The sequence below is a fragment of the Cupriavidus sp. DB3 genome (assembly GCF_020418465.1).
Classification (GTDB): domain Bacteria; phylum Pseudomonadota; class Gammaproteobacteria; order Burkholderiales; family Burkholderiaceae; genus Cupriavidus; species Cupriavidus cauae.
Genome location: NZ_JAIZPL010000005.1, coordinates 484,068 through 506,809, shown reverse-complemented (window position 1 = coordinate 506,809; position 22,742 = coordinate 484,068). Strand labels below are relative to the sequence as shown.

Below are 22,742 nucleotides of genomic sequence, written 5' to 3'. Positions count from 1 at the left end.
TCCGCAGCAGCAAACGCAGCCGCAGGCGCCGCAGGACATGCATCGGGGCGAGGGCGCGCGCGGGGCGCAGGCCAGCGCGGCACCATCGCCGCTGCGCCGCCGGATGCTGCGGCTGGGCACGCTGCTCGGCACCGCGATGGTGCTGTCGACACAATGGGCCGCGCCGGCCCATGCACAGGCGGCGACCAAGGTCCGCTTCCAGCTCGACTGGCGCTTCGAGGGGCCGTCCGCGCTGTTCCTGCTCGGCGAGCAGAAGGGCTACTACAAGGCCGAGAAGCTCGACGTGTCGATCGACGCGGGCAACGGTTCGGGCAATGTGGTCAACCGCGTGGCCTCCGGCACCTATGACATGGGCTTCGCCGACCTTGCCTCGGTGATGGAGTTCTACGGCAACAACCCGGAGGCGAAGAACAAGCCGGTCGCCGTGATGATGGTCTACAACAACACGCCGGCCGCGGTGCTGGCGCTGAAGAAGTCCGGCATCAAGGCGCCGAAGGACCTCGCCGGCAAGAAGCTCGGCGCGCCGGTGTTCGACGCCGGCCGCCGCGCCTTCCCGATCTTCGCCAAGGCCAACGGCCTGCAGGCATCGAGCTTCAACTGGCAGGCGATGGACCCGACGCTGCGCGAGACGATGCTGACGCGCGGCGATCTCGATGCGATCACCGGCTTCTCGTTCACCTCGATCCTGAACCTCAATGCGCGCGGCGTGAAGGACGAGGACATCGTGGTGCTGCCGTACCCGCAATACGGCGTCAAGCTGTACGGCAATGCGGTGATCGCGTCGGAGGACTTCCTGAAGAAGAACCCCGAGGCGGTCAAGGCCTTCCTGCGGGCCTTCGCCAAGTCGGCGCGCGACGTGATCGCCAGGCCGGAGGAGGGCATCAAGGCGGTCAAGGCGCGCGACGGCATCATCGACGAAAAGCTCGAGGTCCGGCGCCTGAAGCTCGCGCTCGACAGCGTGGTCAAGTCGCCCGATGCCCGCGCCGACGGCTTCGGCCGCGTCAACAAGCCGCGCCTGTCGCTGATGGCCTCGCAGGTGGCCGATGCGTTCGGCACCAAGGGCCGGATCAATCCGGATGCGCTGTGGACCGACGCCTATCTGCCGTCGGCGGCGGAACTGGACGTGCTGCGATGACGGCCGACCTTGCTGCATCGGTTGCTGCATCGACTACAGCATCGGCCGCGGTATCCACCACAGTCTGCGGCGGCGTGCCGGGGGCACCGGCCGCACCGCCCGCCGCCGACGCCGAAGCTCCCTTCGTCGACTTCAATCGCGTCTGGCTCGCCTACAACGACGAGCTGGCCCGCCAGGGCGAGTTTGCGGTCGAGGACATCTCGCTGCAGGTGCGGCCGGGCGAGTTCATCGCGATCGTCGGCCCGTCGGGCTGCGGCAAGTCGACCTTCATGAAGCTGGCGACGGGGCTGAAGCCGGCCACGCGCGGCGTCGTGAAGATCGCAGGCGAGAAGGTGACCGGCCCGCTGAAGATGGTCGGCATGGCCTTCCAGGCGCCGACGCTGCTGCCGTGGCGCACCACGCTGCAGAACGTGATGCTGCCGCTGGAGATCGTCGAGCCCTACCGCTCCACGCTGCGGGCCCGCCGCGACGAATACGTCGAGCGCGCCCGCACGCTGCTGCGCACCGTGGGGCTGGCGGGCTACGAGGACAAGTACCCGTGGCAGCTGTCGGGCGGCATGCAGCAGCGCGCGTCGATCTGCCGCGCGCTGATCCACGAGCCGCGCATGCTGCTGCTGGACGAACCGTTCGGCGCCCTCGACGCCTTCACCCGCGAAGAACTGTGGTGCGTGCTGCGCGACCTGTGGCAGGCGCAACGCTTCAACGTGATCCTGGTCACCCACGACCTGCGCGAGGCGGTGTTCCTCGCCGACACGGTCTACGTGATGAGCCAGCGGCCGGGCCGCATCCTGATGCGCAAGCCGATCGAGCTGCCGCGTCCGCGCGATCTCGAACTGACCTATACCGAACCCTTCGCCGATCTGGTGCACATGCTGCGCGAGAAGATCGGCCATGTCCGCCAGCACTGAGATGACCACGCTGACCGATTCGACCCAGCGGCGCGTGGAGCGCGTCGCCCCCTGGCTGCTGCTGGCCGCCTGCCTGCTGCTGTGGCAGGGCGCCTGCATGATCTTCGACGTGTCCGACTTCATCCTGCCCAGCCCGGCAGCCATCGTGGTGTCGCTGGTCGACTACTGGGACGTGATCGCCGTCCATGCGTGGCGCACCTTCTGGACGACGATGGTGGGCTTCGGCATCGCCATCGCGGTCGGCGTGGTGCTGGGCCTGCTGATGGGCTCGTCGCGGCTCGCGTATGCGGCCGGCTATCCCTTGATGACCGCGTTCAACGCGCTGCCCAAGGCGGCCTTCGTGCCGATCCTGGTGGTGTGGTTCGGCCTCGGCGCCGGGCCCGCGATCCTGACGGCGTTCCTGATCTCGTTCTTTCCGGTGATGGTCAATATCGCCACCGGGCTGGCGACGCTGGAGCCCGAGCTGGAGGACGTGCTGCGCGTGCTGGGCGCCCGGCGCACCGACGTGCTGTTCAAGGTCGGCCTGCCGCGCGCGCTGCCGTATTTCTTCGCCTCGCTGAAGGTGGCCATCACGCTCGCCTTCGTCGGCACCACGGTGTCGGAGATGAACGCGGCCAACGAGGGCATCGGCTATCTGCTGGTATCGGCCGGCTCGGCGATGAAGATGCCGCTGGCCTTCGCCGGCCTGGTGGTGATCGCGGTGATGGCGATGGCGATGTACGAGCTGTTTGCCGTGCTGGAGAAGCGGATGACCGGGTGGGCGCATCGGGGCTGAGGCCCCGGGGCGATGCTCAAACGTACTCCAGCGGCAGCGCCGTCGTGTACTTGATCTGCTCCATCGCGAAGCTCGAGCTGACGTCGGCCAGCTCGGCGCCCTGGATCAGCCGCTTGTAGACGCGGTCGTAGGCGGCGATGTCGGGCACCACCACGCGCAGCAGGTAGTCGGTGTCGCCGGCCATCCGGTAGAACTCGGTGACCTCCGGGATCGATGCCACCAGCCCGTGAAAGGTCTTGAGCCACTTCGCGCTGTGCTGGTTGGTGCGGACCGACACGAACACGGTGACGCCGACGTTCAGCTTGGCGGGGTCGAGCAGCGCCACGCGCTTGCGGATCACGCCGCTCTCCTGCAGCTTCTGCACGCGGCGCCAGCAGGGCGTCGAGGTCAGGCCGACCCGTTCGGCCAGTTCGGCCACCGGCAGGTCGGCGTTCTGTTGCAGCTCGGCCAGGATCTGGCGGTCGTATCGGTCAAATCGGTCCATCGTGCTGGCTCCATCGGTATGGCGGGATTCGTTGGATCGCGAACGGGCGGCGCCACCGCGCCCAGCCATGGCCATCGCGCCTCGCTGCGCCCTCACCGCGCCTCACCGCGCCTCACCGCCTGATGCTGCGCTAGCCCGTCGCCACCAGCAGATTGATGCCGGTGGCGATCTGCGCGGCCTCGACGCCGTACAGATGCAGCGAGACGGCGATGTCGCCGGCCTCGCCGTCGTGCTGGTCCATGTGCTGGTCCATGTCCTGGGCCATGCCCCTGTCCATGCCCCGGCCCGCATGGCCGAGCGAGTGGATATGGCCAAGCCCCGCCGGCACGCTGAACACCGCGCCCGGCTCCCGCACGACGCCGCCGCTCGGCCGCGCAACTTGCGCCGCCTCGTCCCAGCGGTAGTGCCGCTCGTACAGCGAGCCCTGCAGCACGCGGTAGGCGCACCAGGTGCGGTGCCCGTGCACGGGACTCGCCTGGCCCGGGCGCCAGACCAGCAGCATCGCCGAGAAGCGCGCCATCGGGTCGGCATAGATCAGGTGGCGCGTATAGCCGTCCGGGCTGCCGGCACGCGCGGCCGCGGGCAACAGCGCCAGCAGCGCGTCGGCATCGTCGCCGAGGCAGGCCTGGACCTGCGCCGCCACGCTGCGCGCGCTGTCGTCGAACACCCGTGCCAGCGCCGGCGACAGCGCGGACAGCGCGGACGGTCCGCACGAGGACGGCAGGCCGGCTTGCGGGCCGGCGGCTTGGGGCGACGACAGGCGCGACTGCGGTTCGGCGTGCAGGCTTGGCATGGAGACTCCGGAGGGCAAGAGAGCGGATGGGTCCGATCATAGCCAGCCGGGCCGAGCAAGCCGATCTAAAATGTGGTGCCGAAGCGATCCGGTGGGGAATGATATTCCGCTTCGATCGGGCTTTCTAGAATATTTTTGCGCCGGCGGCCGCCGAGAGATAATGCGCCATGGAAATCAAATGGCTTGAAGACTTCGTCAGCCTGGCGGAGACGCACAGCTTCTCGCGCTCGGCCGAGCTGCGGCACGTGACCCAGCCCGCCTTCTCGCGCCGCATCCAGTCGCTCGAGGCCTGGCTCGGCACCGAGCTGATCGACCGCTCCAGCTATCCGACCAACCTGACCCCGGCCGGCAAGGTGTTCTACGAGCAGGCGCTGGCGATGCTGGCCCAGGTCAGCGAGACCCGTGCGCTGATGCGCGGCCAGCGCTCGGCCAACGCGCAGATGCTCGAATTCGCGGTGCCGCACACGCTATCGCTGACGTTCTTCCCCGAATGGCTGAAGGCGCTGGAGCGGCAGGTCGGCACGCTGGCCTGCCGGCTGCGCGCGCTGAACGTGCACGACGCGGTGCTGATGCTGGTCGAGGGCGGCTGCGACCTGGTGATGGTCTACCACCATCCGCGCCAGGCGATCCAGCTCGATCCCTCGCACTACGACATGCTGGTGCTCGGCGTCGAGCGGATGTCGCCGTTCAGCGTGCCCGATGCCGGCGGCAAGCCGCTGTACCGGCTGCCGGGCACCGACCGCAAGCCGGTGTCCTTCCTCAGCTATACGCCCAACGCTTTCCTCGGCCGGATGGTCGAGATGCTGCTGTCGGACACCAGCGAGTCGTTCAAGCTCGACAAATGCTACGAGACCGATATGGCCGAGGCCCTCAAGGTGATGGCGCTGGCCGGCCATGGCCTGGCCTTCCTGCCCGAGAGCGCGGTGCGGGAGGAGGTCGCGCAGGGCCGGCTGGTGCGGGCAGAGGGCCCGCGCGCGGCGCCGCTGTCGATCGAGATGGAGATCCGGCTGTACCGGGCGCGGCCCGGCGAGCATGGCAACGACCGGCGCGGCAGCCAGCTGCGCCGCAAGCGGGAGCTGGTCGACCGCATCTGGGCCAGCCTGTCGGCCGGCGCGGCGCCGATCGAGGGCGGGGCGGGCTGAGACCTGGGACGGGGCGGGCGGAGTTCGGAGAAGGGCGGGCTGAGCGCGGGGACGGGCCGCCCACATGGGCGTTCCGGCAACGCCCGGCACCCCCTTTCGGCGGGGTGGATCGCGCTCTCGCAAGGTTATGCATTTCCGGCATGACCGAATGAACAAACGGCATTGGATTTCCGCGGCGCGGCGCCCCTAAGCTTGTCGCCATTCCATTTCCGGATAACCACGATGTCTTCCGATTCGCCGATCATCACCGCTTCCGCGCATTCCGTCCCCTCCTATCTGAACGCCGACAACCTCGGCCCCTGGGGCATCTACCTGCAACAGGTCGACCGCGTGACCCCCTACCTGGGCTCGCTGGCCCGCTGGGTCGAAACGCTCAAGCGCCCCAAGCGCGCGTTGGTGGTCGACGTGCCGATCGAGATGGATGACGGCACCATCGCCCACTTCGAGGGCTACCGCGTCCAGCACAACACCTCGCGCGGCCCGGGCAAGGGCGGCGTGCGCTTCCACCAGGACGTGACCCTGTCCGAGGTGATGGCGCTGTCGGCCTGGATGTCGATCAAGAACGCCGCCGTCAACGTGCCGTACGGCGGCGCCAAGGGCGGCATCCGCGTCGACCCGCGCAAGCTGTCGCGCGCCGAGCTCGAACGCGTGACGCGCCGCTATACCAGCGAGATCAACATCATCATCGGGCCGAACAAGGACATCCCGGCCCCGGACGTCAACACCAACGAACAGGTGATGGCGTGGATGATGGACACCTATTCGATGAACGAGGGCAGCACGTCGACCGGCGTGGTCACCGGCAAGCCGATCTCGCTGGGCGGCTCGCTGGGCCGCCGCGAGGCGACCGGTCGCGGCGTGTTCGTCGTGGGCGCCGAGGCCGCGCGCAACCTGGGCCTGGAAATCAAGGGCGCGCGCATCGTCGTGCAGGGCTTCGGCAATGTCGGCAGCGTCGCCGCCAAGCTGTTCCACGAGGCCGGCGCCAAGGTCATCGCGGTGCAGGACCACAAGACCGCGCTGTTCGACCCGGCCGGCCTGGACGTGCCGGCGCTGATCGAACACGTCGCGCACAACGGCACCATCGACGGCTTCCGCGCCGAGACCATCAGCGCCGAGCAGTTCTGGCAGACCGAGAGCGAGATCCTGATCCCCGCCGCGCTGGAAGGCCAGATCACCGCCGCCAACGCGCCCCACATCAAGACCCGCATGGTCATCGAGGGCGCCAACGGCCCGACCACGCCCGAGGCCGACGATATCCTGCGCGAGCGCAATATCCTGGTGGCGCCGGACGTGATCGCCAACGCCGGCGGCGTCACGGTGTCGTACTTCGAATGGGTGCAGGACTTCTCCAGCTTCTTCTGGACCGAAGAGGAAATCAACCAACGGCTGGTACGGATCATGCAGGAGGCGTTCCGCTCCATCTGGCAGGTCGCGCAGGAGAACAAGGTCACGCTGCGGACCGCGGCGTTCATCATTGCCTGTACCCGTATCCTGCAGGCGCGCGAAATGCGCGGCCTGTATCCCTGATCGCCCAGCGCGAAATCGGGGCAATCGGACCCGCGCCGGGGCATGCGCCATGCTGCGATGCACCAAGGCGGGGGCCGGACGACAAGCGAGGCGGCAGCCGGAGATTCCGGCTGCCGCTTTTTTTATTACAGCCGCGTGGCGCAGCCGATTGCCGGACAGCGGCGGCTAGGGAAATACCCGTTGTATTGCAGCGTCGGCTTGCGCAATACTATTTCGTCGGCGGCACGTTTCTTGTTAGAGTCCCGCCTTTCTCTCATGGTCAAGGAGATGTTATGAAGGTTGCCAAACTGGCTGCGCTGATGATTGCGGCAGGCGTGCTGTGCGGTACCGCACAAGCGGCCGAGCAATTGACCGGCACGCTGAAGAAGATCAAAGACACGGGTGTCATTACGCTGGGCGTGCGGGAATCGTCGATTCCCTTCAGCTATAACCTCGGCGGCGTCCGCACCGTCGGCTATTCCTATGACATCAACGTCAAGATCGTCGAGGCGATCAAGGACCAGCTGAAGCTGCCGAACCTGCAGGTCAAGGAAATTCCGATCACCTCGCAGAACCGCATTTCGCTGCTGCAGAACGGCACCATCGATATCGAGTGCGGCTCGACCACCAATAACCTCGACCGCCAGAAGCAGGTTGCCTTCAGCAATACCATCTTCATCATCGGCACCCGCTTCATGACCAAGAAGGACAGCGGGATCAAGGACTGGGCCGACCTGAAGGGCAAGAACGTCGTCACCACCGCCGGCACCACGTCCGAGCGCCTGCTGCGCACGATGAACGACCAGCAGAAGCTGGGCATGAACATCATCAGCACCAAGGACCACGGCCAGTCGTTCCTGACGCTGGAGTCGGGCCGTGCCGCCGCCTTCATGATGGACGACGCGCTGCTGTACGGCGAGCGCGCCAAGGCCCGCAACCCGGCCGACTGGGTCGTCACCGGCAAGCCGCAGTCGCGCGAATCGTACGGCTGCATGCTGCGCAAGGACGATGCCCCGTTCAAGAAGGTCGCCGACACGGTGATCGCCAATCTGATGAAGAGCGGCGAGATCAACAACCTCTACGCCAAGTGGTTCACCCAGCCGGTGCCGCCGAAGGGCCTGAACCTGGACTTCCCGATGTCCGACGACATGAAGGCACTCATCAAGAACCCGAACGACAAGGCGCTCGACTGATTCGGCTCCAGTCACGCGTGTGAAACGGAAGGCGTGCGCGAAGGCATGTCCTTCCGTTTCTTTTTGAGGACGCATCATGAATTACAACTGGCATTGGGGTGTTTTCCTCGAAGAAGCCGCGATGAACGAGACCTATCTCGACTGGATGATTTCCGGTCTGAAGGTCACCATCGCGCTCGGCCTGACTTCGTGGGTAATCGCCCTGATCATCGGCTCGATTCTCGGCGTATTGCGCACGGTTCCGAATAAATTCCTGTCGGGTATCGCGGCCACCTACGTCGAAATCTTCCGCAATATTCCGCTGCTGGTGCAGCTGTTCATCTGGTATTTCGTCGTTCCCGAATTGCTGCCGTTCGGCGAATCGATCAAGCAGATGAATCCGTTCACCCAGCAATTCCTGGCCGCGATGTTCTGCCTCGGCACCTTTACCGCCGCGCGGATCTGCGAACAGGTGCGCTCGGGCATCAACTCGCTGCCGCCGGGACAGCGCAACGCCGGCCTGGCGATGGGCTTCACGCTGCCGCAGACCTATCGCTACGTGCTGCTGCCGATGTCGTTCCGCGTCATCGTGCCGCCGCTGACCTCCGAATTCCTGAACATCTTCAAGAACTCGGCGGTGGCGTCGACGATCGGCCTGCTGGAACTGGCGGCGCAGGGGCGCCAGCTGGTCGACTACACGGCGCGGCCGTACGAGTCCTTCATCGCGGTCACGCTGATGTACGCGCTGATCAATATCGTCGTCATGCTGGGAATGCGCTGGGTGGAAAAGCGCACGCGCGTGCCGGGCTTCATCGGCAGCAAGTAAGGGGAACGCGATGGCTTATTCATTCGATTTCACCTCGATCAACGCCGATACGCTGCACGTGCTCGGCGAGGGCATGATGGTGTCGCTCAAGATCACCGCCACCGCGGTGGTGGTCGGCATCGTCTGGGGCACCATCCTGGCGATGATGCGCCTGTCCTCGGTCAAGCCGCTGAACTGGTTTGCGCAGGGCTACGTCACCGTGTTCCGCTCGATACCGCTGGTGATGGTGCTGCTCTGGTTCTTCCTGATCATTCCGCAGGTGCTGCAGGGCATCTTCAATCTGTCGCCCGCGACCGATCTGCGCATGACGTCCGCGCTGGTCGCGTTCGCGCTGTTCGAGGCGGCCTATTACTCGGAGATCATCCGTGCCGGCATCCAGAGCGTGTCGCGCGGGCAGATGTACGCGGCGCAGGCGCTCGGCATGACCTATGGGCAGACCATGCGGCTGGTGGTGCTGCCGCAGGCGTTCCGCAACATGGTGCCGCTGCTGCTGACGCAGGGCATCATCCTGTTCCAGGATACCTCGCTGGTCTACGTCAGCGCGCTGGCCGATTTCTTCGGGCAGGCGTATGGCATCGGCGAACGCGATGGCCGCATCGTCGAGATGCTGCTGTTCGCGGGTCTGGTCTATTTCGTGATCTGTTTTTCCGCATCGTTGCTGGTCAAGCGATACCAGAAAAAGGTGGCTGTATGATCGAAATCAATAACGTTTCCAAGTGGTACGGCTCCTTCCAGGTGCTGACCGATTGCACCACCCGCGTGGCCAAGGGCGAAGTGGTGGTGGTGTGCGGCCCGTCCGGTTCGGGCAAGTCCACGCTGATCAAGACCGTCAATGCGCTCGAGCCCTTCCAGAAGGGCGAGATCTTCGTCGACGGCACCCCGGTCGGCGGACCGAAGACCGATCTGCCGAAGCTGCGTTCTCGCGTCGGCATGGTGTTCCAGAACTTCGAGCTGTTTCCGCACCTGTCGATCACCGAGAACCTGACCATCGCGCAGATCAAGGTGCTGGGCCGCTCGCGCGACGAGGCGATGGCCAAGGGCATGAAGTACCTGGAGCGCGTGGGCCTGAAGAACCAGGCCAACAAGTTTCCGGGTCAGCTGTCGGGCGGCCAGCAGCAGCGCGTGGCGATCGCGCGCGCGCTGTCGATGGATCCGATCTGCATGCTGTTCGACGAGCCGACCTCGGCGCTGGACCCCGAGATGGTCAATGAAGTGCTGGACGTGATGGTGCAGCTGGCCCACGAGGGCATGACGATGATGTGCGTGACCCACGAGATGGGCTTTGCCCGCAAGGTGGCGAACCGCGTGATCTTCATGGACCAGGGCCGCATCGTCGAGGACACGCCGAAGGAGGAGTTCTTCGGCAATATCGAGGCGCGTTCGGAGCGGGCCCGCCAGTTCCTGTCGAAGATCCTGCAGCACTGAGCAGAGGGCTCCCTCTCCCCCGGCCCCTCTCCCGCTTGCGGGAGAGGGGCGTCACCCCCCTCAAGTACAGGCCGAATTGGCCGCGTTGCGCGCCTGCACCTCGGGCGGAATCGGCACCGTCAGCGTCATCGTCGGCTGGCCGGCCTCGAACATCATCAATTCCCCCGGCGCGAACGGCGTCCACACTTCATCGTCGGTCAGCGGCGCGGTGGCGATCACCGCCACGCGGTCTTCCGGCGTGGTCACCTGGGCGAAGTCGATCGACAGGTCCGCATCGATCAGATGCGCGGTCGAGAACGGCCATTGGCGCACCAGGTAATACAGCCGCGTCGAACAGTGCGCGAACAGCGCCTGCCCATTGCTCAGCAGATAGTTGAAGACACCGTACAGCGTGATCTCGCGCGTGATGTCGGCCAGCGCGTGGCACAGCTCGTTCAGCGGCGGCTGCGAGCCGGGGAAACGCTTGCGCAGGCCCTGCATCAGCGCGCAAAACGCCAGCTCGCTGTCGGTGTCGCCGACCGGCTGATAGACCCCAGACAGGAACGGCGCGAAGCCCTTCAGGTCGCCGTTGTGGGCGAAGATCCAGTGGCGGCCCCACAGCTCGCGCATGAACGGATGGCAGTTCTCCAGCCGCACCGTGCCCTGCGTGGCCTTGCGGATATGGGAGATGACGTTCTTCGACTTGATCGGGTAGTTCTTGATCAGTTCGGCCACCGGCGAGGTACCCGCCGACTGGTTGTCGATGAACAGGCGGCAGGCCTTGTCCTCGAAGAAGGCCACGCCAAAGCCGTCGGCATGATGATCCGTGACGCCGCCGCGCGCGGCGAAGCCGGTGAAGGAGAACGTCACGTCGGTCGGCGTGGCGCAGTTCATGCCGAGCAGCTGGCACATGGCGTGGGACCGGGACGGCGTGAGGGCCGGCCGATTGCAATAGAATTGCGACATTATCCCGCCGGGCCGGGCGTTCTGCCAAGCACGGCCGCGGCCGCCGGCGTGGTGCGCTGGCGTGGCAGCCCGAGGCAGCCGAATCGCCCGGCGATCCGCTTCCACCAGCCGCTATTAGCTTCCACCAGCCGCCACTTCGCTGCAACGAGCTTCAACCAGCCTCAACCAGCCTCCACCAGCCTCCACATCGAGCCCTCCGCCATGAGCCAATACAAGATTGCCGTGATCCCTGGAGACGGGATCGGCACCGAAGTGATGCCCGAAGGCGTCCGCGTGATGGACGCCGCCGCGCGCCGCTTCGGCATCGACCTGCAGTGGGACCATTTCGATTTTTCCAGCTGCGACTACTACGCCCGCCACGGCAAGATGCTGCCGGACGACTGGTTCGATACGCTGTCGCGCTATGACGCGATCTATTTCGGCGCGGTGGGCTGGCCGGCCACGGTACCCGACCATGTGTCGCTGTGGGGCTCGCTGCTGCAGTTCCGCCGGGCCTTCGACCAGTACGTGAACCTGCGCCCGGTCCGGCTGATGCCCGGCATCCGCAGCCCGCTGGCCGACCGCAAGCCCGGCGACATCGATTTCTACGTCGTGCGCGAGAACACCGAGGGCGAGTATTCCAGCATCGGCGGCCGCATGTTCCCGGGCACCGAGCGCGAGGTCGTGATCCAGGAAACGGTGATGAGCCGGATCGGCGTCGACCGCATCCTGAAGTTCGCCTTCGAGCTGGCCAGCAAGCGTCCGAAGAAGCATCTGACCTCGGCCACCAAGTCCAACGGCATCTCGATCACGATGCCCTACTGGGACGAGCGGGTCGAGGCGATGGCGGCGAACTATCCGGACCTGAAGGTCGACAAGTACCACATCGACATCCTGACCGCGAATTTCGTGCTGCATCCGGACTGGTTCGACGTGGTGGTGGCCAGCAACCTGTTCGGCGACATCCTGTCGGACCTTGGCCCCGCGTGTACCGGCACCATCGGCGTCGCGCCGTCGGCCAATATCAATCCGGAGCGAACCTATCCCAGCCTGTTCGAGCCGGTGCACGGCTCCGCGCCCGATATTGCCGGCCGCGGCATCGCCAATCCGATCGGTCAGATCTGGTGCGGGGCGATGATGCTCGAACACCTGGGCCATGCGGATGCTGGCGCGGCGGTGCTGGGCGCGATCGAATCGGTGCTGGCCGCCGGGCCCGCGCACGCGCCGCTGACGCGCGATATCGGCGGCAACGCCGGCACCGCCGACCTCGGCCGCGCGATCGCGGAAGCGCTGTGAGCGAGACCACCAAGCCGGGCATGGACCCGCGCGCGCTGCTGCGCGCGAGCTTCGATGCGGCGGTCGCGGCCGCCGATCCGCTGCGCATCGTCGACGCGCACCTGCCGCCGCCGAGCCGCCAGGGCCGCACGCTGGTGGTCGGCGCCGGCAAGGCCGCGGCGTCGATGGCGCTGGCGGTCGAGCGCGCCTATGCCGGCGTCGCGCTCGAAGGGCTGGTCGTCACGCGCTACGCGCATGGCCTGCCGACCGAACATGTGAAAGTCATCGAGGCCGGCCACCCGGTGCCGGACGAGGCGGGCGAGCGCGCCGCCGCGGAAATCCTGGCCCGCGTGCAGGCGCTCGGGCCCGAGGACCGGCTGATCGTGCTGGTCTCCGGCGGCGGCTCCAGCCTGCTGTCGCTGCCGGCCGAGGGCGTGTCGATGGCCGATCTGCGCGCCACCACGCAGGAGCTGCTGCGCTGCGGGGCGCCGATCACCGAGATGAACGTGGTGCGCAAGCATCTGTCGCGCATCCAGGGCGGGCGCCTGGCCCAGGCCAGCCGCGCGCGGGTGACCACGCTGATCGTCTCGGACGTCGCCGGCGACGATCCCAGCGCCATCGCGTCGGGTCCGACCGTCGCCGATCCGAGCACCTACGACGATGCGCTGGCGATCCTGCGCCGCTACGAGGCCCGCGTGCCGCCCGCGGTGCAGGCCTATCTCGAAGCCGGCGCGCGCGGCGAGCATGCCGAGACGCCGAAGCCCGGCGATCCGCTGTTCGCGCGCGTCGACAACCGCATGATCGCCACCGCGCACGGCAGCCTGGCGGCCGCCGCCGAGGTGTTCCGCGCGCACGGCGTGACCCCGGTGATCCTCGGCGATACCGTCACGGGCGAGGCCCGCGAGGTGGCGCGCGTCTACGCGGCGCTGGTGCGCGAAATCCGCGCGTACAATGCGCCGTTTGCCGCGCCGGTGGCGCTGATCTCCGGCGGCGAATGCACCGTGACGCTGCCCAAGGACGGCGCCGGACGGGCCCGCGGCGGCCGCTGCTCCGAATTCCTGCTGTCGCTGGCGATCGAACTGGAGGGCGTGGCTGGCGTGCATGCGATCGCCGCCGATACCGACGGCATCGACGGCTCGGAGGACAATGCCGGCGCGCTGGCCGATCCCGGCACGCTGGCCCGCGCCGAAGCGGCCGGCATGCCGGCGCGCCGCCAGCTGGAGGCGCACGATGCCTGGGGCCTGTTCGATGCGATCGGCGACCTGGTCGTGACCGGGCCGACCCGCACCAATGTCAACGACTACCGCGCCATCCTGATCCTGTAATCGCCGATCGTCCACGCCGCCCGCCGCCGCCGCTGCGGACCGTTGCCGACCGCTCAATCCCACGCTTTCGATTTGCCGAAGTCATGACCCAGACCCTGACCATCACCCGCCCCGACGACTGGCACCTGCATCTGCGCGACGGCGCCGCCCTCGCTGCCGTGTTGCCCGATACCGCGCGCCAGTTCGCCCGCGCCATCGTGATGCCGAACCTGAAGCCGCCGGTCACCACGGTGGCGCAGGCGCAGGCCTATCGCGCCCGCATCCTGGCGGCGCTGCCGGCCGGCCTGTCGTTCGAGCCGCTGATGACGCTGTACCTGACCGACAACACGCAGGCCGACGAGATCGTCGCCGCCAAGGCGAGCGGCTTCGTCCATGGGGTCAAGCTGTATCCGGCTGGCGCGACCACCAACAGCGATGCCGGCGTGACCGACATCCGCCGCTGCAGCGCGGCGCTGGAGGCGATGCAGCGCGTCGGCCTGCCGCTGCTGGTGCACGGCGAGGTCACCGACAGCGAGATCGACCTGTTCGATCGCGAGGCGGTCTTCATCGAGCGCGTGATGACGCCGCTGCGCCGCGATTTCCCGGGGCTGAAGGTCGTGTTCGAACACATCACGACCAAGGACGCGGCCGACTACGTGCGCGAGGCCGAAGGGCCGATCGGCGCGACCATCACCGCGCATCACCTGCTGTACAACCGCAACGCGATCTTCATCGGCGGCATCCGCCCGCATTACTACTGCCTGCCGGTGCTCAAGCGCGAGACGCATCGCCAGGCGCTGGTGGCCGCGGCGGTATCGGGCAACCCGCGCTTCTTCCTCGGCACCGACAGCGCGCCGCACGCGCGCGGTCTGAAGGAGCACGCCTGCGGCTGCGCGGGCTGCTATACCGCGCTGCATGCGATGGAGTTGTATGCCGAGGCCTTCGATGCCGCCGGCGCGCTCGACAAGCTGGAAGGCTTCGCCAGTTTCCACGGGCCCGACTTCTACGGCCTGCCGCGCAATACCGGCACGCTGACGCTGCGGCGCGAGCCGTGGCAGCTGCCCGAAGCGCTGCCGTACGGCGAGACGGAGCTGGTGCCGCTGCGGGGCGGCGAGACGCTGCAATGGAAGGCCGCGCTGGCCGCCTGAGCGGTGGGCGGTCCCAGCGCTGAGCGGGCCGTCGAGGGCCTGCAGCCTGCTGTCCAGGGCCTCACGCCTGCCGTCGACCTGGCGCAGCGGCTGGCCCGGGTCGATTGGTCCCGGCCCTGGTTTGCGCCGTTCGCGCGGGCGGGCGCCGCGATCGCGGCCGAGGTCGGCCAGGGCCGGCCGGTTCATGCGGCGCTCGATGCCTTTGCCGCCGCACAGGGGCTGACCAATGCCGCCGGTCTGCCGCTGCGCTTCGTCCCGCAGCACACGCTGCCGCCCGGCAGCGCCTACGAGGCCCATATCCACGCGCACGGCGAGGTGCCGACGCGCGAGAACCTGCACGACTTTTTCAATGGCCTGATCTGGCTGCATTTCCCGCGCACGAAGGCGATGCTGAACCGGCTGCAGGCCACGGCCATCGCCGCGCACGGCGTGCAGCCCACGCGCGGGCCGTTGCGCGACGCGGCGACGCTGTTCGACGAGAACGCGGTGCTGTTCGTCTGCGCCGAGCCGCGGCTGGAGGCGGCGCTAAGGGGATTTCGCTGGCGCGAACTGTTCGTCGACGGCCGCGGCGCGTGGGCTGATCGCTGCGCCGTGGTGCCGTTCGGCCATGCGCTGCTGGAAAAACTGGTCGCACCCTACAAGTCCATCACGGCGCACGCCTGGCCGATCGCCCGTTCGCTCGCCGATCCGCATCCGGCCACGGCGCAGACGCTGGATGGGCCGCTGGCCGAGATGCTCGCGCAGGCGCAGCTGCGGGGCCGAAGCAGCTTCGCGCCGCTGCCGGTGCTCGGCATTCCGCACTGGTGGCCGGCCAATGCCGATCCCGCTTTCTACGACGACACCACGGTGTTCCGCCCCGGCCGCCGCGGTCCCGGCGGTCCCAGTGGTCCCAGTGGTCCCAGTGGTCCCAGTGGTCCCAGTGGTCCCAGTGGTCCCGGCGGTATCAGCGGTCCCGGCGGTATCAACGATATCGGCGATGCAAGCGGTACTGGCGAGGCCGGCGCGACCGGCGGGATCGACCCAAAGGTGCTAGACTGCGGCCCGCGAAGCAGGACAGACAACCGCTGCTCGCCCGGCAACGGGCGAGGGGAGGAAAGTCCGGACTCCACAGGGCAGGGTGGTGGCTAACAGCCATCCACGGCAACGTGCGGAATAGGGCCACAGAGACGAGTCTTCGCGCCGGGTTTTGCCCGGTGCGAAGGGTGAAACGCGGTAACCTCCACCCGGAGCAATCCCAAATAGGCAGACGATGAAGCGGCCCGCCGAGTCTGCGGGTAGGGAGCTGGAGCCGGCCGGTAACGGTCGGCCTAGAGGAATGGTTGTCACGCGCGCGCGGATCGCAAGGCCCGTGCGTCGCGCACAGAATCCGGCTTATCGGCCTGCTTCGCTTCGAATTCGCTTCCCGGTGCGGCGCGCCGGGAACGCCTCAAGGGCGCCGACGCGCCAGTATCAAGCTTTCCGGTCTTACACCTCGACCAGTTCGACGCTGTGGCTGATCTCGGCCGTCTTGGCCAGCATGATCGACGCCGAGCAGTACTTGTCGTGCGACAGCTGCACCGCGCGTTCGACGGTCGCCGGGTTCAGGTTGCGGCCGGTCACCGTGAACTTGAAGTGGATGCGGGTGAACACCTTCGGATCCTCGGCGGCCCGGTCTGCCTGCAGCGTGACGGAGCAGCCGCGCACGTCGTGGCGTCCGCGCTTCAGGATCAGCACCACGTCATAGGCGGTGCAGCCGCCGGTGCCGAGCAGCACCATCTCCATCGGCCGCGGCGCCAGGTTGTGACCGCCGCCCTCCGGGGCACCGTCCATCGCGACGAGGTGACCGCTGCCGGTCTGCGCCACGAAGCTCATGCCGTCGTTGCCGATCCAGGTGACCTTGCATTCCATTTCGTTCGTTCCTGCTCTCAATGTTTCGTTTCGATGCTGCGATGCGCGTGCATCGAGCGCTTGCATTTTCCTCAAATTTTCCGTGCGCCGTGTGGTGTCTTTGCCGCTCGAACGGGCGGAAAACCGAGGGAAACCTCTAAGATGTCAGTTTGATGACATCTCGGTCTACCCGTAAGTTGTTGAATTTTAAGCTTTTCTGCTGGCTGTCGTCGCCGTGACAATTTTTTGCATTACGAAATGCCATTTCGCACTGCAAATTTTCTTGCATCGCACAAGCCGTCATGTATAATTTCAACCATTGAACGACGGCGCGCCGATGGCCCGCCAGAGTGCGAAAGCGAAGGGTGGTCGAAGCGACCGAGGCAGTTTCCCGACGCCAGCCCGCACCGCCGGCCCCGTCCCGTTGTTCTCCCAGTGTCTCCTCCACCCTCCTCCTTTGGTGGATTCAAACCCAAGCCTCAGCGGCTTGGGTTTTTTTTCGCCCCTGCGCCGCTTCCTTTCCTGGAAAAAGCGGTCCGCGAGACACTGCATGCCCCGATCTCTTGACGGCAAACGCATTGTTTGCTTGTGCCGGGCGGCGAACCGCAAGTATAATCGAGGGCTTTTCCGTCATGCCCGCGGAAGAAGAACTCAGGGAGAGCCTGCACACACAAGCAGGAAGGTCAGGTCCAAAGGGCCGGCCGACGACGAAAGTCATGTTACGGGCAGGTTCTACAAGTCTCAGGAAAGATCATGAAAACCTTTTCCGCCAAGCCTCATGAGGTAAAGCGCGACTGGTTCGTGATTGACGCGACGGACAAAGTCCTCGGCCGTGTCGCCAGCGAAGTGGCACGCCGTCTGCGCGGCAAACACAAGCCGGAATTTACTCCGCACGTCGACACGGGCGATTACATCATCGTCGTCAACGCGGCCAAACTGCGTGTCACCGGCACGAAGGAAACCGACAAGAAGTACTACCGCCACTCGGGCTACCCGGGCGGTATCTACGAAACCACGTTTGGCAAGATGCAACAGCGCTTCCCGGGCCGCGCCCTGGAGAAGGCTGTCAAGGGCATGCTGCCGAAGGGTCCGCTGGGCTATGCGATGATCAAGAAGCTGAAGGTGTACGCCGAAGCCGAGCATCCGCATGAAGCGCAGCAGCCCAAGGCGCTGGAAATCTAAGGGGGCCATCCATGATCGGAAATTGGAACTACGGTACTGGCCGCCGCAAGAGCGCTGTGGCTCGTGTCTTCATCAAGTCGGGCAAGGGCGACATCGTCGTCAATGGCAAGCCCATCAACGAGTACTTCGCTCGCGAAACCTCGCTGATGATCGTGCGCCAGCCGCTCGAACTGACCGCCCACGCACAGACCTTCGACATCAAGGTCAACGTGACCGGCGGCGGCGAAACCGGCCAGGCCGGTGCGGTGCGCCACGGCATCACCCGCGCGCTGATCGACTATGACGCCACGCTGAAGTCCGCGCTGTCCAAGGCCGGCTTCGTCACCCGCGATGCGCGTGAAGTCGAGCGCAAGAAGGTCGGTCTGCACAAGGCACGTCGTCGCAAGCAGTTCTCGAAGCGTTGATGCGCCGGGCAAGCCGGGATCCTGTCCCGGATTGCGCAGCCAGCAAGAACCGCACGCCTGTCGTGCGGTTTTTGTTTTGGTAGCGTCGCCATCTGGAGCGTCGTTGCCTGGTGCGCCTTTGCTTTGGAGCATCGTTGCCAGCAGCGTTGTTGCCGCATCACGGTGGTACGGGCAGTTGGCCGCACAATGCATCGTCATGGATACAATGGCGCTTTCCCAAGTTTCCCAGTGAGGCCGCGATGCTGTTTTCGAAGAAGAAAGGGTTGACGATCGACACCCTGATCGGTCGCCAGACCGTCGTCGAAGGCGACCTCCACTTCTCGGGCGGCCTGCGGCTCGACGGCCGCGTGCGCGGCAACGTGCTGGCCGTGGCCGATCAGCCCAGCATGCTGGTGGTCAGCGAGACCGGCGTGGTCGAGGGCGAGGTCAAGGTCGGCCATCTGGTGCTGAACGGCACGGTGACCGGTCCGGTACATGCCGCCGAGCTGCTGGAACTGCAGCCGCAGGCCCGTGTGCAGGGCGAAGTGCATTACGCGGCTCTGGAAATGCACCAGGGCGCGATTGTCGAGGGCCGTCTGGTTCCGCTCGGGAACACCGAGCCCAAGCAGTTGCCCAACTTGAAACTGGCCGCAGGCAGCGAAGAAAGCGCCTGAGGCCGCGCGCCCGGAAATGCGCGTGAACCATGCCCCTTGAATCGATGGGGGATCGGCACGATCTTTCCAGTGCGCTTAGAATACCGGCGTATCTAAATAGGAGAACCCCATGAACGCAGTCGCAGAGGCACCCGTTACCGAGGACGTGCCGGCCCCGTTCGTCTTTACCGACAGCGCCGCCGACAAGGTCAAGCAGTTGATCGAGGAAGAGGGCAATGCCGATCTGAAACTGCGCGTCTTCGTGCAGGGCGGCGGTTGTTCCGGCTTCCAGTACGGCTTCACGTTCGACGAGGAAGTGAACGAGGACGACACCACGATGGTCAAGAACGGCGTCACCCTGTTGATCGACTCGATGAGCTACCAGTATCTGGTTGGCGCGGAGATCGACTACAAGGAAGACATCAACGGCGCCCAGTTCGTGATCAAGAACCCGAACGCCACGACCACCTGCGGTTGCGGCTCGTCGTTCTCGGTCTGACGCCAGTCCGCCTCGGCAAAGAAAAAGCGCACCGGCCGGTGCGCTTTTTTTTGCCCCTCTTTATTGCTCCATCGGTTGCTCGGTCGGTTGCCGATTCGGTTGCCGATTCGGTTGCCGCTTCTGTTGCCCCCTCCTGTCAGCCCCTGCTGTTACCCCCAATTTCCGGCGGCGGCCGCGGGTCTTACTGCGTCGCCCGCCAGACCACCGGAAACCAGTCCTCGCGCATGCGCTCTCCGTCGGCGAGCCCGATGCCCGGGAAGGGCGGCGAGGTGCGGCCCGGGCGGGCGATGTAGCGCACATCGTCGCCGAGAAAGCGCGCCGAAAACGCGCGCCGGCGTCCGGTGCCGGTATTGCCGGCGGCGCCATGGACGGTGCGGAAATCGAACACCACCGCGTCGCCCGGCTCCAGCTCCGGCGTCAGGATCCGGTGCGAACCGTCCTCGACGTCGGGCATCTCCATGAAGGCGTCGTCGCCGGCATAGAAGTTGTCGTTGCTGGCCCAGCGCTTGGGCCGTACCAGCCTGGGCCAGCGATGCGAGCCGAGCACCACGCGCAGCGTGTTGGCGGTAGTGACCGGGTCCAGCGGAATCCAGTAGCTGGCGGTCTGGCAGCCGTCGACGCAGTAATAGGGCAGGTCCTGATGCCAGGGCGTCGGCTTGGCCGTGCCGGGTTCCTTGACCAGGATGTGCTCGTGGAAGACCTGGGCCGCCTGCGAGCGCATCAGTTGCCCCGCGATCGCGGCCGCCGGCGACTCCCGCATGAAGGCCGCGAAGGCGGGAATGCGCTGCCAGTTGCAGTAGTCCTCGAAGAAGCGGCCGCTCTCGCCGCTGCGCACGTTCTCGATGGCAAACGGCCCCGGCGACGCCAGGTTCTGCTCGAAGCCTTCGCGCAACCGCTCGACCCAGCCACTGAAGGCACCCCGTAGGACCAGCGCGCCGTCGCGCTGGAAGGTCTCGATCTGCGTGGCGCTGATTTCCATGGCTCCCCCTGAGTGATATCGGTCCGCGACGACAGTATCGACGGCCCCTCCGAATAGAGAAAGCATATATTTTCTATGCTTCAATATAGCCTATCTCTATAAAGCGGCCCCGACCCCTATCTCGACCCCGACCCCGCCCACCGGGCCCGTCCCGGGTTCCGGCTCCCTGGCCCCCAGGCCCAGCCCGCCACGCTCGCGATGATCGCCTTCTCCTTCCGCCAACTCGAATACTTTGTCGCCGTCGCCGAGCAGGGCAGCATCAGCGGCGCGGCGCGGGTGCGCCACGTTTCCCAGCCATCGGTGTCGCTGGCGATCGGCCAGCTGGAACAGATCCTCGGCACGCCACTGTTTCGCCGGCAGGTCAGCCGCGGCCTGGCGCTGACGCCGGCGGGCCAAAGGCTGCTGGCGCGCGCCCGCGACATCCTGGCGCTGGCGGCAGGCATCGGCGCGGACGAGGGCGAGGCGGCGACGCTGAGCGGCCAGCTGTCGCTGGTCTGCTTCCAGGACCTCGGTCCCTACCATGTGCCGGCGCTGCTGGCCGGTTTTCGCGCCCGCCATCCCGGCGTCGCCGTGACGCTGTTCGAGGCGGATCTGGCCACGGTTGCGCGCACGCTGCACGCCGGCAAGGCCGAGCTTGCGCTGACCTACGACCTCGGCTTCGACCACCGCGTGCTGCGCTGGCGCCTTGCCGAGCTGGCCCCCTATGCGCTGCTGCCGGCCGAGCATCCGCTGGCCGCGCAGCCGGACGTCAGCCTTGCCGAGCTGGCCGGCGAGCGCCTGATCCTCGAGGACATCGCGCAGACGCGCGAGTATTTCCTGTCCTTGTTCTGGGCCCACGGCCTGTACCCGCAGCTGCATCAGTACACGCAGACCTTCGAGATGCAGCGCGGCCTGGTCGCGCACGGCTATGGCGTGGCGCTGTCCTGCACGCGACCGGCCGGCGATCGCAGCTACGACGGTACGCCGATCGCCTGCCGCCCATTGCGCGAGACCGTGACGCCGCAGCGCGTGGTGCTGGCGCGGGCGGAATCGATCCGGCCCTCGCCGGTGGCGGAGGCCTTCATTCGGTGGGTCGAGCTGGAACGGGGTGCCGTGGCGTTGCACGAGGAGGGGCAGGCCGGCGCGGCCCGCTGAGACCGGTCCGCCGGTCCGCCAATCCGCCAGTCCACGGCACGCGAGAAGCGCGAGGCCGGGACCGCCGCGTCGCCGGAGCGATCAGCGCGGGTAAATCGCGCCGAGTACGCGCGGGCCGGCGGCGCCGGTCACCGTCGGCATATTGCCCGGTTGGCGGCGCAGGCATTGGCGCGCCAGCCAGGCAAAGGCGAGCGCCTCGACCTGCAGGACCGGCACGCCGAAATCGTCGGAGGTTTGCACGGTGACGCCGGGCAGGGCGGCCGCCAGGCGCGCCATCACGAAGCCGTTGCGGGCCCCGCCGCCGCAGACAATCAGGCGCCGCGCGTCCGGCGCATGGCGGCGGATATCCCGGGCGATCGCTTCGGCGGTCAGCGCCGCCAGCGTGGCCTGCACGTGCTGCGGGTCGCGTTCGGCGTCCTGCAGTTGCGCGTCCAGCCAGGCCGGATGGAACAGGTCGCGGCCGGTGCTCTTCGGCGGGGTTTGCTTGAAATAGGGCTCGTCGAGCAGCCGCGCCAGCAGCGCCTCGTCGATGCGGCCGCCGGCCGCCCAGTCGCCGTTGCCGTCGAAGGGCTGGCCGCGATGGCGCGCGATCCAGTGGTCCAGCAGCGCATTGCCCGGGCCGCAGTCGAAGCCGATCACCGGCCCGCCATCGCCGGGCAGCACGCTGATATTGGAGATGCCGCCGATATTGCAGACCACGCGGGTCTCGCCGGCCAGGCCGAACAGCGCCTGGTGCACGGCCGGCACCAGCGGCGCGCCCTGTCCGCCCGCGGCGACATCGCGGCTGCGGAAATCGGCAATGACGTCGATGCCGGTCAGCTCGGCGAGCAGCGCCGGATGCTGGCTCTGGCGCGTATAGCCGATGCCGTCGTAGCGGCCGGGACGGTGGCGGATGGTCTGGCCATGCGCGCCGATCGCCGCGACGGCGTCGGGCTTCACGGCGGCGTCGCGCAACAGTGCGGCCACGCAGTCGGCATAGACGCGCGCCAGCGCATTCGCGGCCAGCGCCTCGCGATGGATCTCGTCGTCGCCGGGCTGTTGCAGCGCGCCGAAGGCGGCGCGCAGGTCGTCGGGGAAGGGCTGGTGGCTGGCCGCGAGGACCCGGGGCTGCGCCCCGGCGAAGTCCACCAGCACGCCGTCGGCCCCGTCCATGCTGGTGCCGGACATCAGGCCGATCAGGAGTTCGGGGCGCGTGGCGGACATCGCGGCGTGGGGCGGTGCGCTCGGTG

Annotated in this window: 23 protein-coding genes, 1 other RNA gene and 1 pseudogene; 19 read left to right on the top strand and 6 right to left on the bottom strand. The window is 67.0% G+C overall.

Translation table 11 applies throughout. The features are described from left to right. The first annotated feature begins 37 nt into the window (after positions 1–37). Genes K7G19_RS18665 through K7G19_RS18655 form a run of 3 tightly spaced genes read left to right on the top strand, consistent with a single transcriptional unit; the run spans position 38 to position 2,818 of the window. Positions 38–1,135 (top strand): ABC transporter substrate-binding protein, encoded by a 1,098-nt coding sequence (locus K7G19_RS18665; RefSeq protein WP_149317982.1) that lies wholly within the window; start codon positions 38–40, stop codon positions 1,133–1,135. Further along, positions 1,132–2,043, top strand: a complete 912-nt coding sequence (locus K7G19_RS18660; RefSeq protein ID WP_226108525.1) for an ABC transporter ATP-binding protein — start codon at positions 1,132–1,134, stop codon at positions 2,041–2,043. Before K7G19_RS18665 ends, K7G19_RS18660 begins: the two co-directional genes overlap by 4 nt. 1 nt (position 2,044) lies before the next feature. Further along, positions 2,045–2,818 (top strand): ABC transporter permease, encoded by a 774-nt coding sequence (locus K7G19_RS18655; RefSeq protein WP_149317984.1) that lies wholly within the window; start codon positions 2,045–2,047, stop codon positions 2,816–2,818. A 16-nt stretch (positions 2,819–2,834) separates the two neighbouring features. On the opposite strand, the gene K7G19_RS18650 is transcribed toward K7G19_RS18655, so the two are convergent. Together K7G19_RS18650 and K7G19_RS18645 are read right to left on the bottom strand one after the other, a co-directional pair. Next, a complete protein-coding gene (locus K7G19_RS18650; RefSeq protein ID WP_149317657.1) occupies positions 2,835–3,302 on the bottom strand; it encodes an Lrp/AsnC family transcriptional regulator in 468 nt (155 codons plus the stop codon). A gap of 130 nt (positions 3,303–3,432) precedes the next feature. Then, positions 3,433–4,095 (bottom strand): cysteine dioxygenase family protein, encoded by a 663-nt coding sequence (locus tag K7G19_RS18645; RefSeq protein WP_149317658.1) that lies wholly within the window; start codon positions 4,093–4,095, stop codon positions 3,433–3,435. A 167-nt stretch (positions 4,096–4,262) separates the two neighbouring features. Here K7G19_RS18645 and K7G19_RS18640 point away from each other — a divergent pair, with 167 nt between their 5' ends. The 6 genes from K7G19_RS18640 to K7G19_RS18615 all read left to right on the top strand — a co-directional run bounded on the left by K7G19_RS18640 (position 4,263) and on the right by K7G19_RS18615 (position 10,166). After that, positions 4,263–5,237, top strand: a complete 975-nt coding sequence (locus tag K7G19_RS18640) for a LysR substrate-binding domain-containing protein (protein WP_226108523.1) — start codon at positions 4,263–4,265, stop codon at positions 5,235–5,237. 222 nt (positions 5,238–5,459) lie between these two features. Next, a complete protein-coding gene (locus K7G19_RS18635; RefSeq protein WP_149317660.1) occupies positions 5,460–6,764 on the top strand; it encodes a Glu/Leu/Phe/Val dehydrogenase in 1,305 nt (434 codons plus the stop codon). A gap of 272 nt (positions 6,765–7,036) precedes the next feature. Beyond that, a complete protein-coding gene (locus tag K7G19_RS18630) occupies positions 7,037–7,936 on the top strand; it encodes a glutamate/aspartate ABC transporter substrate-binding protein (protein WP_149317661.1) in 900 nt (299 codons plus the stop codon). Positions 7,937–8,012: 76 nt separating this feature from the next. After that, positions 8,013–8,741 carry an amino acid ABC transporter permease gene (locus K7G19_RS18625; protein ID WP_006578983.1) on the top strand — a complete coding sequence of 243 codons (729 nt, stop codon included), beginning with the start codon at positions 8,013–8,015 and terminating at the stop codon, positions 8,739–8,741. A gap of 10 nt (positions 8,742–8,751) precedes the next feature. Beyond that, positions 8,752–9,435 (top strand): glutamate/aspartate ABC transporter permease GltK, encoded by a 684-nt coding sequence (gene gltK, locus K7G19_RS18620; protein ID WP_149317662.1) that lies wholly within the window; start codon positions 8,752–8,754, stop codon positions 9,433–9,435. Beyond that, the gene (locus K7G19_RS18615; protein WP_149317663.1) at positions 9,432–10,166 is read left to right on the top strand and encodes an amino acid ABC transporter ATP-binding protein; all 735 of its coding nucleotides are present in this window, start codon (positions 9,432–9,434) and stop codon (positions 10,164–10,166) included. Before gltK ends, K7G19_RS18615 begins: the two co-directional genes overlap by 4 nt. A gap of 60 nt (positions 10,167–10,226) precedes the next feature. On the opposite strand, the gene K7G19_RS18610 is transcribed toward K7G19_RS18615, so the two are convergent. After that, on the bottom strand, positions 10,227–11,057 hold the full coding sequence (locus K7G19_RS18610; RefSeq protein WP_149317664.1) for a class II glutamine amidotransferase: 831 nt from the start codon (positions 11,055–11,057) through the stop codon (positions 10,227–10,229). A 255-nt stretch (positions 11,058–11,312) separates the two neighbouring features. Here K7G19_RS18610 and K7G19_RS18605 point away from each other — a divergent pair, with 255 nt between their 5' ends. The 5 genes and pseudogenes from K7G19_RS18605 to rnpB all read left to right on the top strand — a co-directional run bounded on the left by K7G19_RS18605 (position 11,313) and on the right by rnpB (position 16,207). Beyond that, on the top strand, positions 11,313–12,386 hold the full coding sequence (locus tag K7G19_RS18605) for a tartrate dehydrogenase (RefSeq protein WP_149317665.1): 1,074 nt from the start codon (positions 11,313–11,315) through the stop codon (positions 12,384–12,386). A 20-nt stretch (positions 12,387–12,406) separates the two neighbouring features. Then, the gene (locus K7G19_RS18600) at positions 12,407–13,690 is read left to right on the top strand and encodes a glycerate kinase (RefSeq protein WP_226108643.1); all 1,284 of its coding nucleotides are present in this window, start codon (positions 12,407–12,409) and stop codon (positions 13,688–13,690) included. 83 nt (positions 13,691–13,773) lie between these two features. Next, positions 13,774–14,817, top strand: a complete 1,044-nt coding sequence (pyrC, locus tag K7G19_RS18595; protein WP_149317666.1) for a dihydroorotase — start codon at positions 13,774–13,776, stop codon at positions 14,815–14,817. A 39-nt stretch (positions 14,818–14,856) separates the two neighbouring features. Next, positions 14,857–15,687 (top strand): annotated as a pseudogene (locus K7G19_RS18590) (DUF3025 domain-containing protein); the annotation flags it as partial. Positions 15,688–15,862: 175 nt separating this feature from the next. Further along, an RNA gene (gene rnpB / locus K7G19_RS18585) (RNase P RNA component class A) lies at positions 15,863–16,207 on the top strand. A 74-nt stretch (positions 16,208–16,281) separates the two neighbouring features. On the opposite strand, the gene K7G19_RS18580 is transcribed toward rnpB, so the two are convergent. Further along, the gene (locus K7G19_RS18580; protein WP_226108521.1) at positions 16,282–16,704 is read right to left on the bottom strand and encodes an OsmC family protein; all 423 of its coding nucleotides are present in this window, start codon (positions 16,702–16,704) and stop codon (positions 16,282–16,284) included. Positions 16,705–17,436: 732 nt separating this feature from the next. Between K7G19_RS18580 and rplM the strand changes: the two genes are divergently transcribed. The 4 genes from rplM (at position 17,437) to erpA (ending at position 19,400) form a co-directional block, all read left to right on the top strand. Next, positions 17,437–17,865: a 50S ribosomal protein L13 gene (rplM, locus tag K7G19_RS18575; protein ID WP_006576930.1), complete on the top strand. Its 429-nt coding sequence runs from the start codon at positions 17,437–17,439 to the stop codon at positions 17,863–17,865. A gap of 11 nt (positions 17,866–17,876) precedes the next feature. Then, entirely contained in the window at positions 17,877–18,269 is a 393-nt protein-coding gene (rpsI, locus tag K7G19_RS18570) for a 30S ribosomal protein S9 (RefSeq protein ID WP_006576929.1), read from the top strand. Positions 18,270–18,508: 239 nt separating this feature from the next. Beyond that, the gene (locus K7G19_RS18565; RefSeq protein WP_149317667.1) at positions 18,509–18,922 is read left to right on the top strand and encodes a polymer-forming cytoskeletal protein; all 414 of its coding nucleotides are present in this window, start codon (positions 18,509–18,511) and stop codon (positions 18,920–18,922) included. A gap of 109 nt (positions 18,923–19,031) precedes the next feature. Beyond that, positions 19,032–19,400: an iron-sulfur cluster insertion protein ErpA gene (gene erpA / locus K7G19_RS18560; protein ID WP_149317668.1), complete on the top strand. Its 369-nt coding sequence runs from the start codon at positions 19,032–19,034 to the stop codon at positions 19,398–19,400. 181 nt (positions 19,401–19,581) lie between these two features. Here the strand turns inward: erpA and K7G19_RS18555 are convergent, their stop codons facing one another. Further along, positions 19,582–20,379 carry a phytanoyl-CoA dioxygenase family protein gene (locus K7G19_RS18555; protein ID WP_226108519.1) on the bottom strand — a complete coding sequence of 266 codons (798 nt, stop codon included), beginning with the start codon at positions 20,377–20,379 and terminating at the stop codon, positions 19,582–19,584. 198 nt (positions 20,380–20,577) lie between these two features. On the opposite strand from K7G19_RS18555, the gene K7G19_RS18550 reads away from it, so the two are divergent. Continuing rightward, a complete protein-coding gene (locus K7G19_RS18550) occupies positions 20,578–21,513 on the top strand; it encodes a LysR substrate-binding domain-containing protein (RefSeq protein ID WP_150084454.1) in 936 nt (311 codons plus the stop codon). An 81-nt stretch (positions 21,514–21,594) separates the two neighbouring features. Here K7G19_RS18550 and K7G19_RS18545 read toward each other — a convergent pair whose 3' ends face one another. Then, entirely contained in the window at positions 21,595–22,716 is a 1,122-nt protein-coding gene (locus K7G19_RS18545) for an anhydro-N-acetylmuramic acid kinase (RefSeq protein WP_226108517.1), read from the bottom strand. Between the last annotated feature and the right edge of the window lie 26 nt (positions 22,717–22,742).

Bases quoted from the DNA above. Each gene is read 5' to 3' on its own strand.
- K7G19_RS18665 (WP_149317982.1), top strand. From the start codon at position 38: ATGCATCGGGGCGAGGGCGCGCGCGGGGCGCAGGCCAGCGCGGCACCA.
- K7G19_RS18660 (WP_226108525.1), top strand. From the start codon at position 1,132: ATGACGGCCGACCTTGCTGCATCGGTTGCTGCATCGACTACAGCATCG.
- K7G19_RS18655 (WP_149317984.1), top strand. From the start codon at position 2,045: ATGACCACGCTGACCGATTCGACCCAGCGGCGCGTGGAGCGCGTCGCC.
- K7G19_RS18650 (WP_149317657.1), bottom strand. From the start codon at position 3,302: ATGGACCGATTTGACCGATACGACCGCCAGATCCTGGCCGAGCTGCAA.
- K7G19_RS18645 (WP_149317658.1), bottom strand. From the start codon at position 4,095: ATGCCAAGCCTGCACGCCGAACCGCAGTCGCGCCTGTCGTCGCCCCAA.
- K7G19_RS18640 (WP_226108523.1), top strand. From the start codon at position 4,263: ATGGAAATCAAATGGCTTGAAGACTTCGTCAGCCTGGCGGAGACGCAC.
- K7G19_RS18635 (WP_149317660.1), top strand. From the start codon at position 5,460: ATGTCTTCCGATTCGCCGATCATCACCGCTTCCGCGCATTCCGTCCCC.
- K7G19_RS18630 (WP_149317661.1), top strand. From the start codon at position 7,037: ATGAAGGTTGCCAAACTGGCTGCGCTGATGATTGCGGCAGGCGTGCTG.
- K7G19_RS18625 (WP_006578983.1), top strand. From the start codon at position 8,013: ATGAATTACAACTGGCATTGGGGTGTTTTCCTCGAAGAAGCCGCGATG.
- gltK (WP_149317662.1), top strand. From the start codon at position 8,752: ATGGCTTATTCATTCGATTTCACCTCGATCAACGCCGATACGCTGCAC.
- K7G19_RS18615 (WP_149317663.1), top strand. From the start codon at position 9,432: ATGATCGAAATCAATAACGTTTCCAAGTGGTACGGCTCCTTCCAGGTG.
- K7G19_RS18610 (WP_149317664.1), bottom strand. From the start codon at position 11,057: ATGTGCCAGCTGCTCGGCATGAACTGCGCCACGCCGACCGACGTGACG.
- K7G19_RS18605 (WP_149317665.1), top strand. From the start codon at position 11,313: ATGAGCCAATACAAGATTGCCGTGATCCCTGGAGACGGGATCGGCACC.
- K7G19_RS18600 (WP_226108643.1), top strand. From the start codon at position 12,407: ATGGACCCGCGCGCGCTGCTGCGCGCGAGCTTCGATGCGGCGGTCGCG.
- pyrC (WP_149317666.1), top strand. From the start codon at position 13,774: ATGACCCAGACCCTGACCATCACCCGCCCCGACGACTGGCACCTGCAT.
- K7G19_RS18580 (WP_226108521.1), bottom strand. From the start codon at position 16,704: ATGGAATGCAAGGTCACCTGGATCGGCAACGACGGCATGAGCTTCGTG.
- rplM (WP_006576930.1), top strand. From the start codon at position 17,437: ATGAAAACCTTTTCCGCCAAGCCTCATGAGGTAAAGCGCGACTGGTTC.
- rpsI (WP_006576929.1), top strand. From the start codon at position 17,877: ATGATCGGAAATTGGAACTACGGTACTGGCCGCCGCAAGAGCGCTGTG.
- K7G19_RS18565 (WP_149317667.1), top strand. From the start codon at position 18,509: ATGCTGTTTTCGAAGAAGAAAGGGTTGACGATCGACACCCTGATCGGT.
- erpA (WP_149317668.1), top strand. From the start codon at position 19,032: ATGAACGCAGTCGCAGAGGCACCCGTTACCGAGGACGTGCCGGCCCCG.
- K7G19_RS18555 (WP_226108519.1), bottom strand. From the start codon at position 20,379: ATGGAAATCAGCGCCACGCAGATCGAGACCTTCCAGCGCGACGGCGCG.
- K7G19_RS18550 (WP_150084454.1), top strand. From the start codon at position 20,578: ATGATCGCCTTCTCCTTCCGCCAACTCGAATACTTTGTCGCCGTCGCC.
- K7G19_RS18545 (WP_226108517.1), bottom strand. From the start codon at position 22,716: ATGTCCGCCACGCGCCCCGAACTCCTGATCGGCCTGATGTCCGGCACC.